Here is a 20617-nt window from a genome sequence, read left to right as displayed (position 1 = left end):
AAAAGACGTGTGAACCAACTATGGTTTACACGTCTTTTTTTATTTTGATTCAAGTGCTTTTACAAGGCGGATAAGCCAGTATAAGAAGAGCCATGGCAATATATAAGTTGTTACAAAGCGTATGAAATGAGAGAAGATTCCTAAAACATGAATGTTGATGTTAAAAAGGGGAAGTAACAAATAATTAATTGCAAGGATTATAATAATGAAAATAAATACATTATTGAGTTTATTGTGTTGTTTCATAACAATCCACTTCCTTTACAATAAAATCCATTTCTTTCATAAAGTATAGCAAAAATAAAGATGAAAAAGAATAAGTAATTATTATATTGTACATGAATTTGGTATAATGAAGGAACGAATGTTCTTGGAGGAGGGTGGTATTATGCGAGAAATGTATCCGAAAAATGGTCGTGTTATTTTACATGTAGATATGAATTGTTTTTTCGCATCTGTTGAAATTGCCCATGATCCACCATTAAAAGGAAAGCCATTAGCGATTGCCGGGAATGAAAAAGAGAGAAAAGGGATTATCATAACATGTAGTTATGAAGCGAGAGATTATGGAATACGTACGACGATGCCCCTTTGGGAAGCAAAGCGATTATGTCCGCAACTAGTTGTAAGGCGTCCTAATTTTACATTATATCGCGAAGCCTCATTTCAAATGTTTCAAATCCTTTCCCGTTTTACAGAAAAGATACAACCAGTTTCTATAGATGAAGGGTATTTAGATATTACAGATTGCTATGTGCTAGGTTCGCCGCTTGAAATAGCAAAGATGATTCAACAAGCGTTATTAACAGAGTTACAGCTTCCGTGTAGCATTGGTATTGCTCCAAATCTTTTCTTAGCAAAGACTGCTTCTGATATGAAAAAGCCACTTGGTATTACAGTGCTTAGAAAACGTGATATCCCAGAAGTCATTTGGCCACGACCAGTTGAAGCGATGCACGGAATTGGAGAGAAAACAGCTGAAAAACTAAAAGATATTCATATAAATACAATTGGACAGTTAGCAAAAGGAGACGAGCATATCATTCGCGCTAAAATTGGAAAGCACGGTGTTGATTTACAAAAGCGTGCAAAAGGTATGGATGATAGGGATGTTGATCCGAATCAAATGGGACAACATAAAAGTGTTGGAAATTCGATGACTTTCTCAAAGGATATGGATGAAGAGAAAGAATTGCTTGATATGTTAGGGCGACTGTCGGGCTCAGTGAGTAATAGACTACAAAAGCGAACTCTTGTCAGCTATAATATCCAAATTATGATTAAATACCATGATAGGCGGACGGTAACACGAAGCAAACAATTGAAAAATGCAATTTGGGAAGAACGTGATATATTTCAAGCTGCATCACGTTTGTTGAAACAACATTGGGATGGTGATTCCATTCGTTTATTAGGTGTTACAGCTACTGAATTGGAGTGGAAGACAGATTCGGTCAAACAGTTAGATTTGTTTTCATTCGAAGAAGATGCGAAAGAAGAGCCGCTACTTGCTGTTATTGATCAGATTAATGATAAGTATGGAACACCTCTTTTACAGCGAGGTAGTCAATTATTACGTAAGCAAGAGAAGTCGTTTCAGCAAAAACTAGAAAATAAATTTATGTAGAAGGTGCTATGAATATAAAACCTTCTTTTTTAGATGGAAAAGAGAATCCGGCCATGAGAAGAAGCGGTCAGAACCTTTTTCAGCCCCATGCCAAGTTAAAACAAAAAGATCGAACGAGTATGGATTACTTTAAGTTATTCCAAGCAGTTGCTAATAACTTGAAAATAAAAAATGGGTGTATGTAGAAGGTGTCATGAATATAAAACCTTCTTTTATATTCATGACACCTTTATGATTTAACTTGCTTCTAAATCTAGTGAGGTTTTCCAGCCAGCGGCAGTAACACCAGATTCTAAAAGCATTCTACTTACTATTTTTTCGATTAAGACAGCTGCATTTGTATTGCAATGTAATGTAGCTTGTATAGATACTTTTTTGTTAGAATCAACGTCTTCACTGTACAATTCTTTTAAACCGATACCTTCTGAACTTACCATGTGCATGAGAAGAAAACGAATATGTGCTTCATTTTCTTCTGAACAAGTAAGAGAAAGTAAGTAGTTTGTTTGCTCGGGTACATCTTCTTTTGATTTATTATTCATAAATAGAGCGATTGGGCGTAGTAGTATATTTGCTAGTAAGACGCCGGCTGCACCTAGCATAGCTGCAACGAGGAAGCCAGCGCCTGTAAGAGTACCTACAGCAGCTGCACACCATAAAGTTGCCGCTGTATTTAACCCTCTAATACTAAAACCGTCACGAATAATAACACCGCCCCCTAAAAAGCCAATACCACTCACAACTTGAGCAGCGATACGTGATGGGCTAGCTTCATGATCAAGCATGACGGATAATAAAACAAATATACAGGCACCAAGTGATACGAGAGCATTTGTCCGTAGCCCGGCCATTCGATGTCTCCATTGTCTTTCCATTCCGATGCAAGCTCCTACAATAATTGCTATAAATAATCTTAATACGATGTCATACCATACCATCATGGTCACCTCCATACATTTAAGTACATGGTATATTTTTTAAGAATGAGTGAGAAATACCCACTCATTCTTATTTTTACAACCAGCTATGAAACTTTTTAATATAAAGTTTTTTCAGGAATTGTGTTAAGAAAGCATAACCTAATAATATTCCTATTAACCATGGGAAGTAGCTTAGTGGTAATGCTTGTAAACCAACTGCTGCACCAAGTGGTGAGAACGGAATGTAGATACCAATTGCCATAATACAAGCAGTTAATAAGAGAACTGGTATTGATGCAGTACTTTGAATGAATGGAATCTTCTGTGTTCTGATCATGTGAACAATTAATGTTTGCGTTAGTAACCCAACGACAAACCAACCAGATTGGAATAGCGATTGTTCTCCAGGTGTATTTGCACCGAATACATTCCACATGACAACGTATGTGATAATATCGAATATAGAGCTAATTGGGCCGATACAAATAATGAAATTACGTAAGTTTGCAGTATCCCATTTTCTTGGTTTTTCTAAAAATTCTTTATCCATCTTATCCCATGGAATAGAAAGTTGAGAAAAATCGTAAAGTAGGTTTTGAATTAATAGATGAATTGCAAGCATCGGTAAAAATGGAATGAAAGCACTTGCCACTAATACACTAAATACATTTCCAAAATTAGAGCTAGCTGTCATTTTTATATATTTTAAAATATTGCCGAACGTAGTGCGACCTTCTAAAATGCCTGCTTCTAATATAGTTAAACTTTTTTCAAGTAGGATAATATCGGAAGATTCTTTTGCAATATCAGTAGCAGTATCAACAGATATCCCAACGTCAGCATCACGTAGTGCAACGGCATCGTTAATACCATCCCCCATATAACCTACAGTATGACCATTTCCTTGTAATACGCGAATGATGCGAGATTTTTGCATTGGATTTAGTTTTGCGAACACTGTTGTTTCTTCTGCTAGTTTTGCTAATGCTTTATCTGGTAAAGAATCAATTTCGTAACCGAGGACAGGCTCCCCTATATTTAATCCAACTTCCTTGCAAACTTTTTTTGTAACAATTTCGTTATCGCCAGTTAAGATTTTCACTTGTACGCCGTGTTTATGCAATGCTTGAATTGCAGAAGCAGCAGATGGTTTTGGTGGATCTAAAAAGCCGATATATCCAGTAAGAATCATAGCGGATTCATCTTGTACTGCATAAGCTTTATAATCAGGTTTGTTATCTTTCTTGTATGCTACAGCGATGACACGCATTCCTTCACTATTTAAAGTTTCGCTAAGGTGTTTTACATTTTCTCTCACTTCTTCAGTAAGAGGGACAATTTGCCCATCCACTTCAGTGTAGTTGCAAATTGATAAGATTTCTTCTACGGCACCTTTACAAACCATTGTATGTTCACCTGAAATCTCTTTCACGATGACAGACATACGACGGCGAGCAAAATCAAATGGAATTTCATCTAGTTTTTGAAAAGCTGATGGATCAAATTTATGGTTTTCCTCTGTATGTTCAATGACAGCTTTATCTATTAAATTTTTCAATCCAGTTTGATAGAAGCTATTTAAATATGCAAATTGTAAGACGCGATTACATTCATTTCCATTAGGATCTAAATGACGAACAAGGACAACTTTATCTTCTGTTAAAGTTCCAGTTTTATCTGTACAAAGGATGTTCATAGCACCTAAGTTTTGAATAGAGTTTAGCTGTTTTACAATTACTTTTTGCTTAGACATGTTAACGGCACCTTTAGCTAAATTAGCAGTTACAATCATTGGTAACATTTCAGGTGTAAGACCAACTGCAACGGCAATAGCAAAGAAGAAAGCTTCTTGCCAATCTCCTTTTGTGAATCCATTAATGAGAAGGACAATAGGTGCCATAATAAGCATGAATGTGATTAAGAGCCAACTTACTTTGTTTACGCCTTTATCAAAGCTTGTTTCTGCACGTTTTCCGATAACCTTTTTTGCCAAAGAGCCGAAATACGTATCCGTACTTGTTGAAACGACAATAGCTTTTGCGCTACCGCTAACAATATTTGTACCCATGAAGCAAAGGTTTTCCATATCGAGTGGATTGTAATTTTTTTTCATGTTTTTCGGTAATATATGTTTATTTTCCGTATGATAGCAGTTTTCATATTTTTCTACCGGAAGTGCCTCGCCTGTTAAGGAAGACTGATTTACAAATAAATCTTTAGCCGATAAGATACGCACATCAGCTGGAACGATATCACCAGCTGAAAGTGAAATGATATCACCAGGTACAAGTTCTTCAATTGGGATTTCCGTTGTATGGTTACGATTTAAATTCATTACGTTTTTTGTTTCGTGTATAAATCCATTTATTCTAGAGACGCTTGCAGTTGTTCGAACCATAGCTTTTAACTTATCTGCAGCTTTTTGAGAACGAAATTCTTGAAAAAAACGAATCGTTGCACTTAGTAGTACCATCACAGATACGACAATTGTTCCTTTTATGTCATCTGTGAAAAAAGAGAGTGCTCCAAGAGCTAACAAAACAAAAATAAATGGGTTTTTAAATGCCAGCAGAAATTGAATATACCATGGCAATGTTTTATTATGAGCAATTTCGTTCGGACCATATAAAGAAAGTCTACGAGACGCTTCTTGTTTAGAGAGTCCATCTTGTGTTGTGTCTAGAAGTTTTAACGCTGAGTTTACATCTTGCGTTGCAACTTCCACTAATAATTCGTTATTTGTTTTCATGCTATCTTGATCGTAAGCATGCTTCGTTTCTTGTCTTTGTAAATTTAACATTGGTAGTTCCTCCTTTTCATGAAGGAGGAAACAATCTGTTACTCGACTATATTAAACAGGGAGGAACAGCTTCTTTCCTACCTACATGATGAAATATTAACGTAAAACATATGGGTATCTGGGCCGAATCATCACTTGCCACTGTTCCTCACCTCCGTACAATTAGTAGTTTCTAAATATGCTATGTTTGTTTCATAGTAAGGTGCATAAAGATATAAAAAAGGCCTTTACTCAAAACGAGTAAAGGCCTGAATTCGCAGTTAAAAAGAGTCAACAACAAAGACTGTTATTAAACATAGATAAAAACAGTTTTTGTGTATGACAAAACATACGCACCTCTCCCTCGTTGAGTTTTAGCACTGTATAGCATAGGTACTGAAACCAGCTACGTTAAGAAAGGCCTTCATTCCGACCTTTCCTGTTGACCCATTGGCGTCTCTCGACATTTTTGGGCAGCAGCGTTTCTCTATACAGGAGCCTCACCTAACAGAGACCATATTCAATTACAAGTTGAATATTAGCACTGTAAATTTGTAGTGTCAATATCTTTTTTGTCTCTTTTTTTTGAAAAATCAAATAGATTCATGATGGCTATATAGTAGGAAATAAGAGGTGTTTTTTTGGAAATAAGGTGGGGAATAAATACTTTAATGGATATAAATAAAAAGCACTGATTACAGTGCTTTTTATTATAGATTATGAGATTGTAGGATTTTCAAAAATAACAATTTCTGAGCTGTTTGTTGTTGCAATGCGTTGTGCGTAATATGTTAAAGCTGAAGAAATATATGTTGGTAACGTCTCATTTGTATGTGATGTTGTATATTCATGAATTAATTCTTTTAAAGTCGTCCATTCTAGTTGTGCTGGGTGATCAGAAACGAAAGAACTTACCCAGCGATCAAATGAAGATGAAAAATCAGTTTGTAAACGAAATACTTCTTTCATAATAAAACGCTCCCTTTATATGTGATATAGTTATATTACTACAAAACACGAACGATTGTTAAGTTTTTTATTTCCAATGTTCGTGTTATATAGTTGTCTAGATGATTGGTTATGTAAATTCAATTTGCCATTTGAAATAACATTCCGTAAGATGAAGAGTAGATTATATAAAGAGCTGGAGGAAAGAAAGTGGAATTTGTATTTTTAGGAACTGGTGCAGGTGTTCCTTCAAAAGGAAGGAACGTTTCAGCAATCGCCCTACAATTGTTAGAAGAACGAGGGCAAACGTGGCTATTTGACTGTGGTGAAGCGACTCAGCATCAAATTTTACATACATCTGTGCGCCCACGACGCATTGAAAAAATTTTTATTACGCATTTACATGGAGATCATATTTTTGGCTTGCCGGGTTTATTAGGGAGCCGTTCTTTCCAAGGAGGAACAACGCCGTTAACGGTGTATGGACCGAAAGGAATTAAACAATTTATTGAAGTAGCGTTATCGGTAAGTACGACACATGTAAAATATCCACTTGAAATCGTTGAGATTACAGAAGAAGGCATTGTGTTTGACGATAATGAATTCTATGTAGAAACAAAAAGGTTATCACATGGAATTGAATGTTTCGGATATCGTATTGTAGAAAAAGATATACAGGGAGCTCTTTTAGTGGATAAGCTGCTGGAAATTGGCGTGAAACCTGGTCCGATTTTTAAACGCTTAAAAGATGGTGAAGTAGTTGAATTAGAGAACGGTACTGTACTAAGTGGAAAAGATTTTATCGGTCCACCTCAAAAAGGGAGAGTTATTACAATTTTAGGCGATACACGATATTGCGAAGCGAGTAAAGAGCTTGCGCAAGATGCTGATGTACTTGTTCATGAAGCAACTTTTGCAGCAGAAGATGAGCAACAGGCGCATGATTATTTCCATTCCACAACAAAGCAAGCTGCGAGTATCGCACTTAAGGCAAATGTGAAGCGATTAATATTGACTCATATTAGTTCGCGTTATCAAGGAGATACATATAAGGAATTATTGAAAGAGGCACGGGAGTTATTTTCTAATACAGAAATAGCGATGGATTTAAAATCATTCCCAGTAGAGAAGTAATATTTTCGTAAAAAAATGGTAACGTACGTTTGCCATTTTTTTTATTTATGATAATTTTTTTTTACTCAAACTGTTATCATTTCATGTTTATATGGAATAATACAGAGTTTTGTAATGGTTTGAATATATAGGATAACAATACATAATACCGATTATTTAGACAAACTGTTATATAAGCACGCTTATATACAACTAATACAAACAAGGGAAATAGATTTTTGTTCAGAAATTTTAAAATTCAATAAAAGTAAGCGTTTTATAAAAAACAAGCTATAATGAGGGCACATTATAATTTATCGTAAGTTACAGCGTGCGTTTTAGCCATTTTTCGTAACAAACGAAATTGACTAAAAAGGGAGAGGGCATCATAGAGATTATTAAGGGAACGGTATTACTATTATTTGTACTAAGTCTTTTTTCACTCTTTAGTTTTAAAGCGTCAAATGGTATGAAAGCAATGGAGCTTTAGCAAATGCGGCCGTTGCAAGTTTCTTAGTTGAAGCTTTTCAATTATACGTTGGTGGAGATTTGATTGGTATACCATTCTTAAAAGAGGTTGGACAATCAGCAGGTAGTCTGGGCGGAGTAGCTGGTGCAACTTTAGTTGCATTAGCAATGGGTGTATCACCTGTTTATGCTATGCTTGTAGGGGCTTCTGTGTTAAAATTTGGTTTGCTACCAGGCTTTATTGCTGGTTATCTCATATCATTTTTAATAGTAGAAAATAATCTTTTCATAGAGTTTTAGGGGGAGTTATGATGAAGTATCGCTCAGTGTTTGATATTATTGGTCCGGTTATGATTGGTCCATCAAGTTCACATACAGCAGGCGCTGCAAGAATGGGGCAAGTTGCTCGTCAGCTGTTTCGTCATGAGCCAGAGAGAGTTAGCATTTCATTATATGGTTCATTTGCAAAAACATACCGTGGTCACGGTACGGATGTAGCGTTAATCGGTGGAATACTAGGATTTGAAACAGATGATTTACGTATTCCAAGTGCGTTAGACATTGCAAAAGAACGCGGAATTGAAGTGGAATTCATTGAAGAAGATGCAAATGCTCCACATCCTAATACAGCGAAAATTCGTCTGTATAAAGGAGAAGAGGAAATCGAAGTTGTTGCTTGCTCAATCGGTGGCGGTAAGATCGAAGTTGTAGAATTAAACGGATTCGATCTTCAATTATCAGGAACGAGTCCAGCGCTGCTTATTGTAAATAACGATCGCTTTGGTGCTATTGCAGCTGTAGCTTCAATCCTTGCAAAACATGAGATTAACATTAGTACAATGAGTGTTTCTCGTAAAGAAAAAGGAAGAAGAGCGCTTATGGTCATTGAAACAGATGAATTATTAGCAGACGAAGTGATTGAAGAAATAAATGGGCAACAAAATATTTGTCAAGTAACTATTATGGATTAATTGCAGGGGGGACACATCATGTTTCGGAACGCAGCGGAACTAGTGGCGCAAGCTAAAGAACAAAATGTAAAAATCGCAGAAATTATGATTCAGTGTGAAATGGAAACAAGAAGTATATCACGTGAAGAAGTAATTGCCGGAATGGAAAAGAACTTAGTCGTGATGGAACAAGCAGTAGAACGCGGTATTCGTGGTGTAAAATCACCGACTGGTTTAACTGGCGGGGATGCTGTGAAAGTTCAAGCGTATATGCAGAGTGGAAAAGGCTTATCCGGGGATACAATTTTGGACGCAGTGAGTAAAGCTGTTGCGACAAATGAAGTAAATGCGGCGATGGGAATCATTTGTGCAACACCAACAGCAGGATCAGCTGGAACAGTGCCAGGCGTACTGTTTGCACTTAAAGAAAAATTACAGCCTACACGTGAAGAAATGATTGAATTTTTATTTACAGCAGGAGCTTTCGGTATGGTTGTTGCGAATAATGCTTGTATTTCTGGTGCGGCAGGAGGTTGCCAAGCTGAAGTAGGTTCAGCGAGTGGAATGGCAGCCGCAGCCGCAGTTGAGATGGCTGGTGGAACACCAGATCAAGCAGCTACAGCGATGGCGATTTCTTTAAAGAACATGCTTGGTTTAGTATGTGATCCTGTTGCAGGGCTTGTAGAAGTACCTTGTGTAAAACGGAATGCAGCAGGTGCTTCAAATGCCATGATTTCAGCTGATTTATCATTAGCTGGTGTAACTAGCACAATTCCATGTGACGAAGTAATTGAGGCGATGTTTAGAATCGGACAAACGATGCCAGTAGCACTTCGTGAAACAGCTGAAGGTGGACTTGCAGCAACACCGACAGGTCGTCGTCTGCAAGAAGAGATCTTTGGGAAGAGTAATAATTAAGAATAATTATGAGAAAACGGAGCTCAAATAAAGTTGAGCTCCGTTTTCTATTTTTCGTTTGTGATTTGTTCTAATGTTTTTCCGAGATCATGTGATCGTTTCGTCGCTTGTGTAATACATGAAACTAGTGCTTGTTGAAAATTATGCTCCCGTAATACTTCAATTCCTGCTTCGGTAGTTCCGCCAGGAGAAGTAATTTCTTTTCGCAAAATAGAAGGGTGTTTTTCACTTGCTTTTAGCATTTCAGCAGCACCAATCATCGTTTGAAGAATAAGTGATTTTGCAACATCTTCTTTCAGACCAATTTTTTTTGCAGCTTCTTCCATTGCTTCCACTACGTAATAAATATAAGCTGGTCCGCTTCCGGATAATGCAGTGACAGCATGCATATCTTCTTCCTCTACAACAGAGACGAGGCCAATCGTCTCAAATAAAGCTGTTGCAGTGCGAATATGTTCTTCCGTTGCATGTTCTGAAGGTGAGATGGCGGTAGCAGATTTTAAAATAGCCGCAGATGTATTTGGCATTGCACGAATAATCGGAATGTCTTTTTGAAGTAGGTTTCTAATTGAATGGGTAGAAACACCTGCCAATAACGAGATAATAAGCAGGTTGTTATTTATATGTTCTTTAAGAGGGATAATCGCTTCTGCGACATCTTTTGGCTTCATAGCTAGAAAAAGAATATTTGCATCAGTAAGTAATTCTTTTTTGTTATGTGTACCTTTAGTCCCGTATTTTTTATGTAACTCCTGTAATCGTGTCTCGTTAGAACGATTACTTACAGTAATATGTTCCCCTTTGACAACATTTGCGTCTAATAAACCACCAATAATTGCTTCGGCAATAGAGCCTGCACCGAGAAAGGAAATATTTTGAATAGACATGATGTTCCTCCTTTAAATTTGGTTAGAAATGCTTATAAATGTACATACATTCGTTTTTTTATGGGAAACACCTCTTTTTATCTGAAAATAATGACAAATTTGTGGAGAAGTTGTAAACTGAAGAGGTATTCATTTTTGAACCGGAAAGAAACAGGGGGGGCTAAGCATGACGGCGATTCATCGAATGGAGATTCCTGTTCCATTTGCAGTTGAGACAGTGAATGTGTTTTTAGTTGAGGGAGAAACATTAACGTTAATTGATACAGGGACAAATACAGAAGAGGCAAAGAAGGCACTAGAAAGTCATTTAGATGTATTAGGATATAAGATAGAAGATATTGAAACGGTAGTGATTACGCATCACCATGCGGATCATTGTGGACTTTTAAATACATTTTCTGAAAAAGTAAATATTATCGGACATCCATGGAATGAACCATGGATTACGCAGAATGCCGAGTTTTTAAAGCGGTATCATGAATTTTTTAAAGAGACAGCACTACAGTTCGGAGTTCCAGCAGCATTTTTGAATGATGAGGCACTATTGACGACGAAGACACTTAAATATTCTTGTAATAGATCGTTAACACACACTGTGAGAGAGGGAGATCGTATAGATTCGTTACCTGGATTTACAGTGATTGAAACGCCAGGTCATGCTTCTACTCATATTTCATTATATAGAGAATCTGATGGAATATTAATTGGTGGGGATGCGCTCATTAGTCATATTTCTTCTAATCCAATATTAGAACCACCATATGAAGGGCAAACAGAAAGAGCACGTCCATTATTGCAGTACAATCAAACGTTAAAACGTTTAAGTGAGATGAATATTTCACGTATTTTATCAGGACATGGGGAAGATGTTTTGAATGTGAAACAACTTATTGAAACGAGGTTACAAAAGCAAGAAACACGAGCGTTTAAAGTGCTTGAGTTATTAAAAGAAAAGCCAATGACAGCATTTGAAGTATGTGTAAAATTATTTCCGGTATTATATAAAGAACAATTGCCACTTACTATCTCAGAAACTGTTGGACAATTAGACTTTTTAGCATATAATCAACAAGTGATGATTGATGAATCTTCGCAACAATTGATTTATTATGCAAAGTAGGTGACAGCAATGACGGGACGTTTACAAGAAAAAGTAATCGTCATTACAGGTGCTTCTAGTGGAATTGGAGAGCAAGTCGCAATGCAGGTTGCGGAGCAAGGAGCGACTCCAGTATTAATGGCTCGAACAGAAGAGAAACTACAAGCATTAGCAGAAAAAATTAAAGCAACTTATAATACGCCTTGCTATTACTATGTATTAGATGTAAGTGAAGAAACGAAAGTACAATCAGTTTTTTCAAAGGTATTACAAGAAGTAGGACGTATTGATATATTGGTAAACAATGCGGGATTTGGTATTTTTAAAACATTTGAAGATGCGTCAATGGATGAAGTAAAGGATATGTTTCAAGTAAATGTATTTGGATTAGTAGCTTGTACGAAAGCAGTATTACCTTATATGGTAACAAGGAACGAAGGACAAATTATTAATATTGCTTCATTGGCTGGAAAAATAGCAACTCCGAAGTCGAGTGCTTATGCAGCAACAAAACACGCTGTATTAGGATTTACGAATAGTTTACGTATGGAGTTATCTAACACAAATGTGTATGTAACAGCAATTAACCCGGGACCGATAGATACGAACTTTTTTGAAATAGCCGATCAATCAGGTACATATGTAAAAAATATGGGACGTTACATGTTAAAACCAACATATGTAGCAGAACAAATCGTAAAGGCGATGCAAACGAAAAAACGTGAAGTAAACTTGCCGAAGTGGATGGGAATTGGGCCGAAGCTCTATGCATTATTCCCGGGGGTATTTGAACGTGTTGCAGGTAAATCATTAAGTAAAAAATAGGAGATTTCCATATGGAAATCTCCTATTTTTTTATTTTCCGGTCACATAATCGTAAACGATATCTTCAACCGCCTCGTACACATCAATTTCAGTATTTGAATGAATTATCGTTTGAATATGTTTAATTAACATTTCCTGATCCTCTTTTGAAACAGGATTACATTGATATTGCCGAAAACTTTTTGTAATCATTTTCTCAATTAATTTTTCATTCATGTTTTTCCCCGCCCATATGTATACATGTATTGTTTTATTGTACTTGAAGTGAAATAAAAATACTACCATACATAATTTTTGTATAAAAATTCATCTGCGTATATTGTTTTTCTAGTAAAATTAAGTTTTTAAAGTTTGTAAAATCAATAAATATTTAATTGACTCTATAAATATACAATATTATAATCATACTTAATTTAAAGAATCGATTGAAGGAGGAGCATATGAAAGTCGCAATTATTGGAGCAACTGGATATGGAGGTATTGAATTAATTAGGTTATTAGAGCAACACCCCTACTTCTCAATAGCATCTCTCCACTCCTTTTCGCAAGTTGGTGAATGTATAGCGAATGCATATCCGCATTTGCGGAGTGTTCTCGTTCATAAGTTGCAAGAAATTGATGTGGATGAAATAAGGAAGGTAGCGGAGATTGTATTTTTAGCAACGCCCGCGGGAGTATCTGTGGAGCTCACACCAAAATTATTAGAAGTAGGTTTAAAAGTAATTGATTTATCGGGTGACTTTCGTATGGTAGATCCTTCGCTATATGAAATGTGGTATAAGCGGCCAGCTGCAAAGGGAGAGATTCTCAGAAAAGCAGTGTATGGATTAAGCGAATGGAAAAGGGAAGAGGTTAGGTGCGCTGAATTAATTGCAAATCCGGGATGTTTTGCAACAGCGACATTGCTAGCGGTAGCGCCGTTAATGCAAAACGGGATAGTTGAAGAAGATTCAATTATTATAGATGCAAAGTCAGGAGTATCAGGAGCGGGAAAAACACCAACAACAATGACTCACTTTCCAGAACTATACGATAATTTTCACATTTATAAAGTAAATAAGCATCAGCACGTTCCTGAGATTGAGCAAATGCTTATAGAATGGAATGATGAAGCGAAGCCAATTACATTTAGTACACATTTAATACCGATATCACGAGGAATTATGGTTACACTCTATGCAAAAGTAAAACAAAAAATCAAAATGCAACAACTTCAAAAGTTGTATGAAGAAACGTATCACAACTCAGCTTTCGTTCGAATTCGTTCTCAAGGAAAATTCCCAAGCCCGAAAGAAGTAAGAGGCTCAAATTATTGTGATATTGGGTTAGCCTACGATGAAAGAACAGAAAGAATTACAGTAGTTTCTGTTATAGATAATATGATGAAAGGTGCAGCGGGGCAAGCGATTCAAAATGCAAATATATTAGCGGGATTGGAAGAGGCAACGGGTTTACAGCATATACCGCTTTATCCATAAGGGGGAAATTATGATTAAAGAATCGTCCATTAATATTAATAAATTAGAAAATGGTTCAATTGTCACTCCGAAAGGCTTTTCGGCAATTGGTACTGCAAATGGTTTGAAAAAGGAGAAAAAGGATATAGGTGCAATCATTTGTGAAGTGCCAGCATCGTGTGCCGCTGTTTATACAACAAATCAAATGCAAGCAGCGCCGTTGCAAGTAACGAAAGATAGTATAGCGGCGGAAGGGAAATTACAAGTAATCGTCGTTAATAGTGGAAATGCAAATGCTTGTACGGGAATGAAAGGATTGCAAGATGCTTACGAGATGCGAACATTAGGAGCTGAACACTTTGGAGTAAAAACGAATTACGTCGCGGTCGCTTCAACAGGTGTAATTGGAGTACCTTTACCGATGGATATAATTCGAGAGGGAATTGAATCACTTGTACCAACAAAGGAAGTAAGTGAAGCTCATTCTTTTTGTGAAGCGATTTTAACGACGGATCTTATGACGAAAGAATCTTGCTATGAGATGATAATTGACGGAAAAGAAGTAACAATTGCTGGGGTCGCAAAAGGTTCTGGGATGGTTCATCCCAATATGGCAACGATGCTTAGTTTTATTACAACAGACGCTAATATAGAGCATGACGTATTACAAACAGCACTATCACAAATTACGAATCATACATTTAATCAAATTACGGTGGACGGAGATACTTCTACGAATGATATGGTCATCGTTATGGCAAGTGGATTATCAGAAACGAAGCCAATAAGTATGGAACATAAAGAGTGGGAAACTTTCGTATTTGCTTTACAAAAGGTATGTGAAGATTTAGCAAAAAAAATTGCGCAAGATGGTGAAGGGGCTACGAAGTTAATAGAAGTAAATGTGCTAGGGGCTCGAACAAGCGAAGAAGCAAAGAAAATCGCAAAGCAAATTGTCGGTTCGAGTCTTGTGAAAACAGCAATATACGGTGAAGACCCAAATTGGGGGCGAATAATTAGTAGTATTGGCCAAAGTGAAGTAGCTATTAATCCAAATACAATTGATATCACCCTTCAATCTATCAATGTGTTAAAAAATAGTGAACCTCAAATGTTTTCTGCAGAGGGAATGAAAAAGAAATTACAAGAACATGAAATTATTATTGATGTGTATTTACATTTAGGAGAAGAAACGGGATCGGCTTGGGGCTGCGACTTAAGTTATGAATATGTGAAAATAAACGCTTGTTATCGTACATAAGGAGAGAGAAGATGAGTGATTATATTGTAGTTAAATGCGGCGGTAGCATGTTGAATCGATTAAATAGTGCGTTTTTTGAGTGCATAAAGAAATTGCAACAGAAGTATAAGGTAGTGATTGTCCATGGCGGTGGCCCAGAAATTGATGCTAAGTTAGAAGACTATAATATCAAGGTAGAAAAGAAAGATGGATTACGAGTAACGCCGAAAGAGGTTATGGATGTTGTTCAAATGGTGCTATGCGGAAGTACGAATAAAAAGTTTGTAATGAATTTACAAAAGCATAATTTACTTGCGGTAGGTTGTTCAGGGTGTGACGGTAATTTACTTCAAGTTCAACCTGCCAGCGAAGGGATAGGATATGTGGGAGAAGTAAGTTATGTAGAAACAGCCTTATTAAAAGGATTAATAAATATGAATTATATTCCTGTTATTGCTCCAATCGGGATAAATGATAATGAGATTTATAACATAAATGCTGATACCGCTGCAGCTGGGATTGCGGTCGCATTATCCGCAAAAGAACTCATTTTTATTACGGATGTAGATGGAATATTACATGAAGGAAAATTGGTAAAGAAAACGGACGAATCTGAAATTGTTACTTTTATAGAAAAAGGAGTTATTACAGGCGGGATGATTCCGAAAGTACAGGCGGCACTTACATCTTTAAAAATGGGAGTGCAAAAGGTAAGTATCGTAAATGGTACAAAGGATTTTACTGGGGGCACAGGAGAGTGTATTGGAACTACGGTAACAAAAGGAGTGAGTATCGTATGACAAGCCATCTTTTTCAGACGTATGGAAGAAGAAAAATTGAGTTTCTAAAGGGGAATGGAACGAAAGTTATTGATAAAAATGGTAACCAGTATTTAGATTTTACGTCGGGAATTGGCGTATGTAATTTAGGACATTGTCACCCTACTGTTATGAAAGCTGTACAAGAGCAACTTGATGATATATGGCATATATCTAACCTGTTTACAAACAGCTTACAAGAAGAAGTCGCGTCATCATTAACAGAAAATATAGCATTAGATTATGTGTTTTTCTGTAATAGCGGAGCAGAGGCGAATGAAGCTGCTTTGAAGTTAGCCCGTAAGCATACTGGAAAATCTCTCGTCGTAACATGTGAGCAATCTTTTCACGGTAGAACATTCGGAACGATGAGTGCGACGGGGCAAAATAAAGTGAAAGAAGGATTTGGTCCACTACTTCCGTCTTTTTTACATACCCCTTTTAACGATATTAAGGCGTTAGAGGAAGTAATGAATGAAGAAGTTGCGGCGGTAATGGTAGAAGTTGTTCAAGGAGAGGGAGGAGTAATACCTGCTGATCTATCTTTTTTGAAAGCGATTGAAACATTATGTAATAAGTTCGGTTCATTATTTATTATAGACGAAGTACAAACAGGGATCGGAAGAACAGGAACACTATTTGCTTACGAACAAATGGGAATAGATCCTGATATCGTTACCACTGCTAAGGCTCTTGGAAATGGCATTCCCGTTGGAGCGATGATTGGCCGGAAAGAACTTGGAACGTCGTTTACTGCAGGATCACACGGTTCAACGTTTGGTGGGAATTATATTGCAATGGCTGCAGCGAAAGAAGTATTGCAAGTAAGTAAGGAACCATCGTTTTTAAAAGAAGTAAAGGAAAAGGGCGAGTACGTATTAGAGAAGTTGCGAGAGGAATTACGACATGTCGAATGTATTCAAAATATACGTGGTAAGGGGCTTATGATTGGGATTGAGTGTAAGCATGAAGTTGCAAGTTTTATAGAACAACTAGAAGAAGAAGGACTTCTCGTATTACAAGCAGGGCCTAATGTTATAAGACTATTACCGCCACTTATTGTAACGAATGAAGAGCTAGAACAAGCGGTATGTATGATAAAAAAGATAGTTTGTACAAAAAATGCATCAATCATATAAGGGGGAAATTTCATGTCAACTGTACAAGTACCAAAATTAAATACGAAAAATCTTTTAACACTAGAGGAATTAACGCAAGAAGAAATCATTTCTTTAATTGAATTTGCTATATATTTAAAAAAGAATAAGCAGGAGCCTTTATTACAAGGAAAAATATTAGGTCTCATTTTTGATAAACATTCAACTCGTACTCGCGTTTCTTTTGAAGCAGGGATGGTACAGCTTGGAGGACATGGAATGTTTTTAAGTGGAAAAGAGATGCAAATTGGCAGAGGAGAAACGGTGTCAGATACTGCGAAAGTACTATCTCATTATATTGATGGAATTATGATACGTACATTCTCGCATGCAGATGTAGAAGAGCTTGCGAAAGAGTCCAGTATTCCAGTTATTAACGGTTTAACGGATGATCATCATCCTTGCCAAGCATTGGCAGATTTAATGACGATATATGAAGAAGTTCATGCGTTTAAAGGGATTAAATTAGCTTATGTAGGTGATGGAAATAATGTATGTCATTCGCTATTGTTAGCGAGTGCAAAAGTCGGAATGAATATGACTGTTGCAACTCCCGTAGGGTATGAACCGAATGAAGAAATTGTAAAAAAAGCATTAGCGATTGCAGCTGAAACAGGGTCTGAAATTGAAATTTTGCATAATCCTGAATTAGCGGTAAGCGGAGCGGATTTTATTTATACTGACGTTTGGATGAGTATGGGGCAAGAGGGAGAAGAAGAGAAATATACTTTATTTCAACCTTACCAAATCAATAAAGAACTTGTTATGCATGCGAAGGAAACATATCGTTTCTTACACTGTTTACCTGCCCATCGTGAGGAAGAAGTAACAGGGGACATTATAGATGGGCCACAGTCTGTTGTCTTTGAGCAAGCTGGTAATCGATTGCATGCGCAAAAAGCATTATTAGTGAGTTTGTTTCAAAATACTGGAAAACCTTCCTAAAAAGGAAGGTTTTTTTTTATTGAAATGTCGGATGTATATTTGGTTAATTATCTCTATATCATTTATAATAAAAAGAGAAAATTAATTTTGTTTTTCATATTATGTAGGGACATACTAGATAGAAAAAATATAGTTAAAGAGATGATAATTGTGAAAACAACTAAGAAGACATATTCGTTTTTTCAACGGATGTGGAGAATATTAAAGTTTCAATATTATAAGTTACTGCGATCGCCAGAAGGAGCAAAGAAAGTGTCGTTAGGCTTTGCTATTGGATTTGGTTTAGAAATGTTAGTAATTTATACGGCATCGCTCGTATATTTAATATTTTATCCAATTGTCAGGTTGGCAAAGGGATCTTTTCCAGCCGCAGTCATTGGCAATATTATTGGGAAAATATCGTTTCTCCCAGTATTTTTATTTCCATTTGCTTACGCGTTAGGGAAAACGATTTATCCATTTCATGTAAAGAAAATACATCATGAACCATTTACGATATCAGATTTGTTTTCGAGCCATATTTTCACAATGTTAAAGAGCTTGTTACAGAGTGAAGTGTATGTATTGATTGGTATGACGATAATAGGAGTTGTGTTTGGGGTAATTTCATATTTCGTTGTGCATTATTTATATGAAAAGAATCGTAAGTTACGTTTGAAGAAAAGAAAGAAACGAGTGAGAGAACCACTTGTACAAATATAAAGAATGTCACATTCATTTTCTCCGTTGAATATGTTTAAGAAAAAGGGGGAGAGAATGAATGTATTATTATTACGTACCTCAAGTATACTCGTATCCAACATATTATCCGGTACATGATATGCGAAGACAATTTGGAGTGTATCAACAACCGCAGCAATTACAACAACCTCAACAACAGAATACGCAAGAGCGAAAGCCATATTTAATGACATGGCCGTATTCAAATGTTTATTATGGTAATTATTACGAATCATAAAGCTGCTTCTATTTAGAAGCAGCTTTATACGTTTGTTTTCAAAATTAAATTTTGAATGGTTTGAAGAGAATAAATGAGCTTTTCGCGCTCTTCCTCAGATAATGTTTGGAAATTTTCTTTTAGTTTGTCTAAAATGAATTGCTGATACTGACCTACTAGCAATTTCCCTTCAGCTGTTAGGGAAATTAAAATGACCCGTCGATCTTTTTCGCTATAATGACGCTCTATTAGTTCTTCTTGAATGAGTTTGTTCAATAGAGGGGTCATGTTAGGCCGTGATATCGCTAGCCGCTTGCCAATTTCTGAAACTGCTAATGTACCATTTTCATGCAAAAGCAGTAACACCTGTGTATGTGATGGCGGCATATGTCTTTGAGAAGAAAATTCTCCAGGAAGCATAAATTTGCGATAAAAAAGAGGCACTAGCGAAAGCAGATGATCAACGATACGTTCCCACTCGCGTGATTCCATGTAAAGGCCCCCTTCCACTATCATTGTAACAAAAAAGACAAGGTATAAAAATAGAATTGTTTCATGGTCGCCTTAATATTTGTAGGATAACACTTGCTTTGTAAATGTATTGGCAATAATCGCATAGCCGTTATCATTTGGGTGTACTTGGTCAAATAGTAAATCTTTTTTATCGTTCGATATTAATTTGCGAATCGGTAAAACGATAGATGGTTGATTCGCTTTTGAAATAGCATGAACAGAATCATTCCAACCATCTAAAAACATATCTGCATAACTTGCGATGGAGTCATCGAGTTGTAAAGGGTTATAGAGTTCAGAGAGAATGAGTAAAGCATTCGGATTTTGATCTCGAACTGTCTTTACAATGTTTTTTACATCCGTTTCGAAACGAGCTTTTTCTTTATTTAGCATTTTAATACCATCTATAACACCTACATCACGATTTAAGCGAAATAAATTATTTCCTCCAATATTAATAGTAATGATATTCGCTTCCCTAATTTTTTGTTGAACTTCTTCGGACTGAACTTTTTTAGCGAGACGATCCGTAGTAAGGCCATTTACACCAAGATTTTCTACTGTAATTGGTTTATGAATTTGTTCTTCCAGTTGTCTGGAAGCTAATTCGGCAAATCCCCCCTGTGTAGATCCATATCCTTTGGCGAGTGAATCACCTAATACGAGGTGATAAAAGGAGTCGTTCGTTTGTTTATCAATCCAACTTGGAGCAGATGGTTTTTCTGTTTTTTCTTTAATTTCTTTTTGTTTTGTCTCATCGTTCTTTTCAAAATTAGAATAAGAAATGATTAGAAGGAGGAGACAAACAATTGTTAAGATGACTTTTCTCATAAATTCATCCTCCTTGTAATTGGTAATTGTATCATATTCAGCAGTATAAGCAATGTAAGGGCATATTATATATTTATGAAAACTTCACAATAACTTTACAGGAAATTTGTAGAAGTGTGTCAAAAAATATTGACGATATGAAAGAAGTTTAGATATGATAATGTCAGATAAGGTGAAAATCGTCG

The 20617-nt window shown here is 36.3% G+C and carries 21 protein-coding genes, 1 pseudogene and 1 riboswitch; of the genes and pseudogenes, 14 read left to right on the top strand and 8 right to left on the bottom strand.

All coding sequences use genetic code 11. The annotated features are described in order from the left end of the window. Positions 1 to 39 precede the first annotated feature (39 nt). Positions 40 to 246: a hypothetical protein gene (locus VK90_RS28790; RefSeq protein WP_082147948.1), complete on the bottom strand. Its 207-nt coding sequence runs from the start codon at positions 244 to 246 to the stop codon at positions 40 to 42. 142 nt (positions 247 to 388) lie between these two features. Between VK90_RS28790 and VK90_RS16555 the strand changes: the two genes are divergently transcribed. Next, positions 389 to 1627 (top strand): DNA polymerase IV, encoded by a 1239-nt coding sequence (locus VK90_RS16555; RefSeq protein WP_025150092.1) that lies wholly within the window; start codon positions 389 to 391, stop codon positions 1625 to 1627. A gap of 236 nt (positions 1628 to 1863) precedes the next feature. On the opposite strand, the gene VK90_RS16550 is transcribed toward VK90_RS16555, so the two are convergent. The 3 genes from VK90_RS16550 to VK90_RS16540 form a co-directional block, all read right to left on the bottom strand. After that, entirely contained in the window at positions 1864 to 2565 is a 702-nt protein-coding gene (locus VK90_RS16550) for an MgtC/SapB family protein (protein WP_048374137.1), read from the bottom strand. A gap of 76 nt (positions 2566 to 2641) precedes the next feature. Beyond that, positions 2642 to 5347, bottom strand: a complete 2706-nt coding sequence (mgtA, locus tag VK90_RS16545; protein ID WP_048374136.1) for a magnesium-translocating P-type ATPase — start codon at positions 5345 to 5347, stop codon at positions 2642 to 2644. Between the two features lie 330 nt (positions 5348 to 5677). Further along, positions 5678 to 5845, bottom strand: a riboswitch (M-box (ykoK) riboswitch). Positions 5846 to 6043: 198 nt separating this feature from the next. Beyond that, on the bottom strand, positions 6044 to 6295 hold the full coding sequence (locus VK90_RS16540; protein ID WP_002173374.1) for a DUF3932 family protein: 252 nt from the start codon (positions 6293 to 6295) through the stop codon (positions 6044 to 6046). 189 nt (positions 6296 to 6484) lie between these two features. Between VK90_RS16540 and rnz the strand changes: the two genes are divergently transcribed. From rnz to sdaAA, 4 genes and pseudogenes are all read left to right on the top strand, one after another. Continuing rightward, positions 6485 to 7408 carry a ribonuclease Z gene (gene rnz, locus VK90_RS16535; protein WP_048374135.1) on the top strand — a complete coding sequence of 308 codons (924 nt, stop codon included), beginning with the start codon at positions 6485 to 6487 and terminating at the stop codon, positions 7406 to 7408. A 367-nt stretch (positions 7409 to 7775) separates the two neighbouring features. Beyond that, a pseudogene (locus VK90_RS28785) lies at positions 7776 to 8125 on the top strand (PTS sugar transporter subunit IIC); the annotation flags it as partial. A 41-nt stretch (positions 8126 to 8166) separates the two neighbouring features. Further along, positions 8167 to 8826, top strand: a complete 660-nt coding sequence (gene sdaAB / locus VK90_RS16525; RefSeq protein WP_002173372.1) for an L-serine ammonia-lyase, iron-sulfur-dependent subunit beta — start codon at positions 8167 to 8169, stop codon at positions 8824 to 8826. Positions 8827 to 8844: 18 nt separating this feature from the next. Further along, the gene (gene sdaAA / locus VK90_RS16520) at positions 8845 to 9723 is read left to right on the top strand and encodes an L-serine ammonia-lyase, iron-sulfur-dependent, subunit alpha (RefSeq protein ID WP_025150097.1); all 879 of its coding nucleotides are present in this window, start codon (positions 8845 to 8847) and stop codon (positions 9721 to 9723) included. Positions 9724 to 9770: 47 nt separating this feature from the next. Here the strand turns inward: sdaAA and proI are convergent, their stop codons facing one another. Then, entirely contained in the window at positions 9771 to 10610 is an 840-nt protein-coding gene (proI, locus tag VK90_RS16515; protein ID WP_048374134.1) for a pyrroline-5-carboxylate reductase ProI, read from the bottom strand. Positions 10611 to 10776: 166 nt separating this feature from the next. Here proI and VK90_RS16510 point away from each other — a divergent pair, with 166 nt between their 5' ends. Beyond that, positions 10777 to 11730: an MBL fold metallo-hydrolase gene (locus VK90_RS16510; protein WP_002173369.1), complete on the top strand. Its 954-nt coding sequence runs from the start codon at positions 10777 to 10779 to the stop codon at positions 11728 to 11730. A gap of 9 nt (positions 11731 to 11739) precedes the next feature. Further along, positions 11740 to 12534, top strand: coding sequence for an SDR family oxidoreductase (locus tag VK90_RS16505; RefSeq protein WP_048374133.1), 795 nt, complete (start codon positions 11740 to 11742; stop codon positions 12532 to 12534). Positions 12535 to 12564: 30 nt separating this feature from the next. On the opposite strand, the gene VK90_RS16500 is transcribed toward VK90_RS16505, so the two are convergent. Then, positions 12565 to 12750, bottom strand: coding sequence for a YqzH family protein (locus tag VK90_RS16500; RefSeq protein ID WP_002145860.1), 186 nt, complete (start codon positions 12748 to 12750; stop codon positions 12565 to 12567). Positions 12751 to 12974: 224 nt separating this feature from the next. Between VK90_RS16500 and argC the strand changes: the two genes are divergently transcribed. The 7 genes from argC to VK90_RS16465 all read left to right on the top strand — a co-directional run bounded on the left by argC (position 12975) and on the right by VK90_RS16465 (position 19109). Continuing rightward, entirely contained in the window at positions 12975 to 14012 is a 1038-nt protein-coding gene (gene argC / locus VK90_RS16495) for an N-acetyl-gamma-glutamyl-phosphate reductase (protein ID WP_048374132.1), read from the top strand. A 10-nt stretch (positions 14013 to 14022) separates the two neighbouring features. Further along, the gene (gene argJ / locus VK90_RS16490; RefSeq protein ID WP_048374131.1) at positions 14023 to 15252 is read left to right on the top strand and encodes a bifunctional glutamate N-acetyltransferase/amino-acid acetyltransferase ArgJ; all 1230 of its coding nucleotides are present in this window, start codon (positions 14023 to 14025) and stop codon (positions 15250 to 15252) included. Between the two features lie 11 nt (positions 15253 to 15263). After that, positions 15264 to 16031: an acetylglutamate kinase gene (gene argB, locus VK90_RS16485; protein ID WP_048374130.1), complete on the top strand. Its 768-nt coding sequence runs from the start codon at positions 15264 to 15266 to the stop codon at positions 16029 to 16031. After that, positions 16028 to 17188: an acetylornithine transaminase gene (locus VK90_RS16480; RefSeq protein WP_048374129.1), complete on the top strand. Its 1161-nt coding sequence runs from the start codon at positions 16028 to 16030 to the stop codon at positions 17186 to 17188. Before argB ends, VK90_RS16480 begins: the two co-directional genes overlap by 4 nt. A gap of 12 nt (positions 17189 to 17200) precedes the next feature. Next, positions 17201 to 18151: an ornithine carbamoyltransferase gene (gene argF, locus VK90_RS16475; RefSeq protein ID WP_048374128.1), complete on the top strand. Its 951-nt coding sequence runs from the start codon at positions 17201 to 17203 to the stop codon at positions 18149 to 18151. 150 nt (positions 18152 to 18301) lie between these two features. Further along, entirely contained in the window at positions 18302 to 18853 is a 552-nt protein-coding gene (locus tag VK90_RS16470) for a DUF2062 domain-containing protein (protein WP_025150106.1), read from the top strand. 58 nt (positions 18854 to 18911) lie between these two features. Beyond that, positions 18912 to 19109: a hypothetical protein gene (locus VK90_RS16465; protein WP_048374127.1), complete on the top strand. Its 198-nt coding sequence runs from the start codon at positions 18912 to 18914 to the stop codon at positions 19107 to 19109. 24 nt (positions 19110 to 19133) lie between these two features. Here the strand turns inward: VK90_RS16465 and VK90_RS16460 are convergent, their stop codons facing one another. Continuing rightward, on the bottom strand, positions 19134 to 19580 hold the full coding sequence (locus VK90_RS16460; RefSeq protein WP_002173352.1) for a MarR family winged helix-turn-helix transcriptional regulator: 447 nt from the start codon (positions 19578 to 19580) through the stop codon (positions 19134 to 19136). Between the two features lie 72 nt (positions 19581 to 19652). After that, on the bottom strand, positions 19653 to 20432 hold the full coding sequence (locus tag VK90_RS16455) for a GDSL-type esterase/lipase family protein (RefSeq protein WP_048374126.1): 780 nt from the start codon (positions 20430 to 20432) through the stop codon (positions 19653 to 19655). Between the last annotated feature and the right edge of the window lie 185 nt (positions 20433 to 20617).

Source organism: Bacillus sp. LK2, from assembly GCF_001043575.1.
In the GTDB taxonomy this organism is placed as follows: Bacteria; Bacillota; Bacilli; order Bacillales; family Bacillaceae_G; genus Bacillus_A; species Bacillus_A paramycoides.
Note: the sequence above shows the minus strand (reverse complement) of the source record. Positions and strands in the feature narration are given on the sequence as shown.

Bases quoted from the DNA above. Each gene is read 5' to 3' on its own strand.
- VK90_RS28790 (WP_082147948.1), bottom strand. From the start codon at position 246: ATGAAACAACACAATAAACTCAATAATGTATTTATTTTCATTATTATA.
- VK90_RS16555 (WP_025150092.1), top strand. From the start codon at position 389: ATGCGAGAAATGTATCCGAAAAATGGTCGTGTTATTTTACATGTAGAT.
- VK90_RS16550 (WP_048374137.1), bottom strand. From the start codon at position 2,565: ATGGTATGGTATGACATCGTATTAAGATTATTTATAGCAATTATTGTA.
- mgtA (WP_048374136.1), bottom strand. From the start codon at position 5,347: ATGTTAAATTTACAAAGACAAGAAACGAAGCATGCTTACGATCAAGAT.
- VK90_RS16540 (WP_002173374.1), bottom strand. From the start codon at position 6,295: ATGAAAGAAGTATTTCGTTTACAAACTGATTTTTCATCTTCATTTGAT.
- sdaAB (WP_002173372.1), top strand. From the start codon at position 8,167: ATGAAGTATCGCTCAGTGTTTGATATTATTGGTCCGGTTATGATTGGT.
- sdaAA (WP_025150097.1), top strand. From the start codon at position 8,845: ATGTTTCGGAACGCAGCGGAACTAGTGGCGCAAGCTAAAGAACAAAAT.
- proI (WP_048374134.1), bottom strand. From the start codon at position 10,610: ATGTCTATTCAAAATATTTCCTTTCTCGGTGCAGGCTCTATTGCCGAA.
- VK90_RS16510 (WP_002173369.1), top strand. From the start codon at position 10,777: ATGACGGCGATTCATCGAATGGAGATTCCTGTTCCATTTGCAGTTGAG.
- VK90_RS16505 (WP_048374133.1), top strand. From the start codon at position 11,740: ATGACGGGACGTTTACAAGAAAAAGTAATCGTCATTACAGGTGCTTCT.
- VK90_RS16500 (WP_002145860.1), bottom strand. From the start codon at position 12,750: ATGAATGAAAAATTAATTGAGAAAATGATTACAAAAAGTTTTCGGCAA.
- argC (WP_048374132.1), top strand. From the start codon at position 12,975: ATGAAAGTCGCAATTATTGGAGCAACTGGATATGGAGGTATTGAATTA.
- argJ (WP_048374131.1), top strand. From the start codon at position 14,023: ATGATTAAAGAATCGTCCATTAATATTAATAAATTAGAAAATGGTTCA.
- argB (WP_048374130.1), top strand. From the start codon at position 15,264: ATGAGTGATTATATTGTAGTTAAATGCGGCGGTAGCATGTTGAATCGA.
- VK90_RS16480 (WP_048374129.1), top strand. From the start codon at position 16,028: ATGACAAGCCATCTTTTTCAGACGTATGGAAGAAGAAAAATTGAGTTT.
- argF (WP_048374128.1), top strand. From the start codon at position 17,201: ATGTCAACTGTACAAGTACCAAAATTAAATACGAAAAATCTTTTAACA.
- VK90_RS16465 (WP_048374127.1), top strand. From the start codon at position 18,912: ATGTATTATTATTACGTACCTCAAGTATACTCGTATCCAACATATTAT.
- VK90_RS16460 (WP_002173352.1), bottom strand. From the start codon at position 19,580: ATGGAATCACGCGAGTGGGAACGTATCGTTGATCATCTGCTTTCGCTA.
- VK90_RS16455 (WP_048374126.1), bottom strand. From the start codon at position 20,432: ATGAGAAAAGTCATCTTAACAATTGTTTGTCTCCTCCTTCTAATCATT.